Annotated in this window: 5 protein-coding genes and 2 pseudogenes; all 7 read right to left on the bottom strand. The window is 69.7% G+C overall.

All coding sequences use genetic code 11. From position 1 onward, the window contains the following. Positions 1 to 48 precede the first annotated feature (48 nt). Positions 49 to 1,140 (bottom strand): annotated as a pseudogene (hypD, locus tag ACP5M5_RS14390) (hydrogenase formation protein HypD). Next, entirely contained in the window at positions 1,137 to 1,373 is a 237-nt protein-coding gene (locus ACP5M5_RS14385; RefSeq protein WP_427938494.1) for a HypC/HybG/HupF family hydrogenase formation chaperone, read from the bottom strand. Before ACP5M5_RS14385 ends, hypD begins: the two are co-directional and overlap by 4 nt. Beyond that, complete coding sequence (locus ACP5M5_RS14380) at positions 1,373 to 1,900, bottom strand: hypothetical protein (protein WP_427938492.1); 528 nt, start codon at positions 1,898 to 1,900, stop codon at positions 1,373 to 1,375. Before ACP5M5_RS14380 ends, ACP5M5_RS14385 begins: the two co-directional genes overlap by 1 nt. 38 nt (positions 1,901 to 1,938) lie before the next feature. Next, positions 1,939 to 2,169 (bottom strand): annotated as a pseudogene (locus ACP5M5_RS14375) (Sua5/YciO/YrdC/YwlC family protein); the annotation flags it as partial. Positions 2,170 to 2,229: 60 nt separating this feature from the next. Beyond that, complete coding sequence (locus tag ACP5M5_RS14370; RefSeq protein WP_427938490.1) at positions 2,230 to 2,811, bottom strand: acylphosphatase; 582 nt, start codon at positions 2,809 to 2,811, stop codon at positions 2,230 to 2,232. A 6-nt stretch (positions 2,812 to 2,817) separates the two neighbouring features. Beyond that, a complete protein-coding gene (locus tag ACP5M5_RS14365; protein ID WP_427938489.1) occupies positions 2,818 to 3,477 on the bottom strand; it encodes a hydrogenase maturation protease in 660 nt (219 codons plus the stop codon). Next, complete coding sequence (locus ACP5M5_RS14360; RefSeq protein WP_427938487.1) at positions 3,474 to 3,914, bottom strand: hypothetical protein; 441 nt, start codon at positions 3,912 to 3,914, stop codon at positions 3,474 to 3,476. The genes ACP5M5_RS14365 and ACP5M5_RS14360 overlap by 4 nt, the downstream gene beginning before the upstream one ends. Between the last annotated feature and the right edge of the window lie 135 nt (positions 3,915 to 4,049).

The following is a 4,049-nucleotide window of genomic DNA, read 5'->3' as shown; positions in this document are numbered from 1 at the left end:
CGCCGGGTTCGGCGGTCAGATCGACTGCCGGGGTCATGTCGGATCGTTTCAGCATCTGCGGTTCTCCTTTCCGCAAGGAGAGAGCCTATGCGCGGCGATGACGGGCGCATTGATCTCGGTCAACCGGCGCCGCGCCGCCACGAACGAAGTCGGCCGCATCAGCAGATCCGCGGCAGTTGCTCCCCGCTCATGAGATCGAGAACGCGAAGCCCGCCGATCGTCGCCGCCAGCACGCGCCCGCGCCCGGTTGCGGCGCCAACCCGCCCGATCACCGCGCGCGAGATCGAGCCCGCTCGCCGCGATCTCGCCCATGCCGCGCCAGACGCGCGGCGCAGGCACGAACACGCGCCGCAGCGCCGCCTGTGCGGCGGCGTTGCCGCCGTCACGAACCGAACGCGCATAGCGATTTTCCACCTCGGCGCGGCCTTCCTCCAACTGACTGAGACAGGCCAGCAGATCCTGCAACAAATCGACCGGCTCGAACCCCGTCACCACGATCGGCACGCCAAAGCGGCGCGCGATCGCCGCGTATTCGCCATAGCCCATCACCGTGCAGACATGCCCGGCGGCGAGAAAGCCCTGCACCGGATTGTCCGGCGCGGCGAGCAGCGCCTCGATCGCCGGCGGCACCCGAACATGCGCGCAAATCAGGCTGAAATTCGCGAGATTTGCCGCCCCCGCCCACAACACCGCGATCGCGGTCGCCGGCGCCGTGGTCTCGAACCCGACGGCGAGGAACACCACCTCGCGCGCCGGATTGGCCTTGGCGAGCGCCAGCGCATCCAGCGGTGAATAGACCATCCGCACATCTGCCCCACGCGCTTTCGCGCCCAATAGGCTGCCCGCCGTGCCCGGCACGCGCAGCATGTCACCGAACGAACAGAGGATCACACCAGGCATGGCGGCGAGCGCGATCGCTTGATCGATGACCTCGGCCGCGGTCACGCAGACCGGGCAGCCCGGGCCGTGCAGCAGCGTGACCGGATCAGGCAGCATCTAGTCGATCCCGTGGCGCAACAGGGAATGCGTGTGCCCGCCGCAGATTTCCATGATCGTCCAGGGGCGCGTGACCCGCGCGCGGATCGCCCCGGCCAGACGCCGCGCGGCGCCGGGATCGCGGTATTCGTCGAGATATTTCATGCCGCGTCCTCCGCCAGCGTCGCGAGGGCGGCGAGCATGCGCGCGGTTTCCTCCGCGTCCAGCACCGCGATCGCGACGCCGGCATGCACCAGCACGTAATCGCCCACCCGCGCTCCCGGCGCGAAGGCGAGCGCGATCTCCTTGACGATGCCGCCGAACGCGACGCGGGCAGAGCGGGTCAGCGCATCGTCGCCGAGGATGGCGAGAACCTGGCCGGGAACCGCGAGGCACATCAGACGTTCTCCTCGATCAGCGGGGCGGCGGCGAAGGCGATCTGGCCGACGGCGAGGCCGCCATCGTTCGGCGGCACAAGGCGATGGCGGAACGGGACGATGCCGGCCGCGCGCAGCCCGATCACCGTGTGCTCCGTCAGCCGGGCATTCTGGAAACATCCGCCGGTGAGCAGCACGCGGCGCGCGCCCAGCCGTCGCGCCACCGCGACGATCGCCTCGGCCAGCTCGACATGGAAGCCGGCGGCGAGCGGACCCGGGCGCAGACCGGTGGCACGTCCGGCGAGCAGGGCGGCGAGCGTCGGCCGCCAATCGACCACCAGCGGGCGATCGCCGTTCACCTCCGGAGCCGGCAGCGGCGCGGCTTCCGCCCCCGCAGCGGCGGCTTCCAGCGCCATCGCCGCCTCGCCCTCGAAGCTCGCGCGCCGGCAGAGATCGAGCAGGGCCGCGATGGCGTCGAATAGTCGCCCGGCGCTGCTGGCGAGCGGGGATGCGACGCCGCGCGGCAGCATGACGCCGAGACAAGGCACGCCCGGCGCGACGCACGGCGCCAGCGCCGCTGCCGCTTTGGCGCGAGCAGCACGATCGGCGCCGCCGGCGAGGTCAGCGCCGCCTGTTCGCGCGGTGAAATGTCGGCGAGCGTCCTCGCCGTCTCGAGATCGGCGAGCATCACCGCGAACGGTTTGCGCGGCCGGCGTTTGCGGGCCCGCAACGTGGCGACCGCCGTCTCGCTGCCGGCATCGACCAATAGCTGAAACCCGCCGAGGCCCTTGAGGGCGAGGATTTTGCCAGCGCGCAACGCCGCGATGCCGGCGGCGAGCGCCGCCTCGCGTGTCGCGAGCTGCGTCGCACTCGCATCCTACAGCGCAAGCTGCGGACCGCACGCCCCGCAGCACATCGATTCCGCATGAAAGCGCCGCGCGGCGGGATCGGCATACTCCGCGGCACAGGCGGGGCAGAGCGGAAAGTGGCGCAAACTCGTGCGCGCGCGATCGTAAGTCAACGCCTCGATCACGCTGTAGCGCGGCCCGCAGGCAACACAGCTGATGAAGGGATAGCGATGGCGGCGGTCGGCGGGATCGTTGATCTCGCGCAAGCAATCGGCACAGGGAGCGAGATCGGCCATGATCGTTGCCGTCCCGGCTGCCTCGACCGCGCTCGCCACGACGGCGAAGCCGGCATCGCCACGGGGTGCGATCGCTGCCACCTGCCGTGCCGTCACTTTTGCGTTGCGCGGCGCGTGCTCGGCCAAGCGATCGAGAAAAATGCGGAGCATCGGGGCGCTGGCCTCCGCCTCGATCAGCACGCCGCCGCCGTCGTTTTTGACGAAGCCGGTGATCCCCATCTCCCGCGCCAGCCGATAGACGAAGGGGCGAAAGCCCACCCCCTGGACCGCGCCGGCGAGCGCGATCCTGAGCCGCTCTGGCGCTGCCGCGGCCATCGCCGCTCAGACCTCCAAAACCAGGCTTTCGAGGCGCAGATGCAACGCATCGGGATCGCTGGGATCGTCGGATTCGACAAGGCACAATGCCGCGCCTTCGGCGACACCGCCGCGCGATTCATGCGCGAAATGCTCGCGAAAATGCGCCGCCGCCGCGTGCTCGATCCGTCGGATCAGACACGCACCAAGCCGGTTGCATGCATCAGAGCAAGCCTCCCTCAGTTCCGCCGCGATCATCGCTGCCACCGCCTCGGCCGCGCCGGCGACCGGCGCCGAGAGTGCCGCGCCATGATCGAACCGCGCCGCCTCGATCGCGAAGATCGTCAGCCGCGCCGGCAGCCGGCCGAGGGTGCGCGCGAGTTCCAGCACCTCCGCGAGACCAAACGCATGCGTCGAGCCGAGCGCGAGATCGCGCGGCAGCGGGCCAAGGCTCGGGTCGAACCGGTGGATGCGCCCCGGCTGCGTCAGCGGTGCTGCGGCATCGATCAGCACGACGCGCTCCGCCTCGGCCCAATGGTCGAGCAAAGCGAGCATGTCTCCCCCGGCTTCGATTACCGCGATCCCCGGCATGCCAAGCGCGCCCATGCGGCGCGCGACAAGGAGCCCGACGGCATCGTCGCCGCGATCGGGATTGCCGAGACCGATGACCACGGGGCGCGGGCTCATCGGCGCCGTATCTCAAGGCGCAGGAAATGGGTCGAGCACGAAATACAGGGGTCGTAATTGCGGATCGCTTGTTCGCAATGATCGCGGAGTTCGGACTCGGCGAGCGCGAGGTCGCGGGTGGCGATGATCCGGAGATCGTCCTCGATCGTCGCCTGGTTCTGTGAGGTCGGCGGCACGATCCGTTCTGCAAGGATCATGCCCGCGGCATCGAGGTCATAGCAATGATAAAGCAGGCCGCGCGGCGCCGCGGTTGCGGCGATGCCAACGCCGGCGCGCGGCGCGACGGCGACCGAAGGTGCCGCGGGCGGATGGTATGCGGCGATCAGGCGTTCGGCTTCCTCGCAAGCATAGACCAGTTCGAGCGCGCGGACGATGATGCTTCGGAACGGATTGGCGCAGCCCTCGCCCACGCCGAATTCCGCCGCCAGCGCCTGCACCGAGGGGCTGAGCCGGTCGAAATTCAGATTGAACCGCGCGAGTGGGCCGACGACATAGTTCCTTCCCGCGCCGATCGTCGATTGCAGCGCGGTGGAATAGGCGACGTGGCGTTCGGCAAACGCGCTGTCTTAATC

This window comes from Acidibrevibacterium sp. (genome assembly GCF_049965395.1).
GTDB lineage: Bacteria > Pseudomonadota > Alphaproteobacteria > Acetobacterales > Acetobacteraceae > Acidibrevibacterium > Acidibrevibacterium fodinaquatile.
Note: the sequence above shows the minus strand (reverse complement) of the source record. Positions and strands in the feature narration are given on the sequence as shown.

Bases quoted from the DNA above. Each gene is read 5' to 3' on its own strand.
- ACP5M5_RS14385 (WP_427938494.1), bottom strand. From the start codon at position 1,373: ATGTGCCTCGCGGTTCCCGGCCAGGTTCTCGCCATCCTCGGCGACGAT.
- ACP5M5_RS14370 (WP_427938490.1), bottom strand. From the start codon at position 2,811: ATGGCCGCGGCAGCGCCAGAGCGGCTCAGGATCGCGCTCGCCGGCGCG.
- ACP5M5_RS14365 (WP_427938489.1), bottom strand. From the start codon at position 3,477: ATGAGCCCGCGCCCCGTGGTCATCGGTCTCGGCAATCCCGATCGCGGC.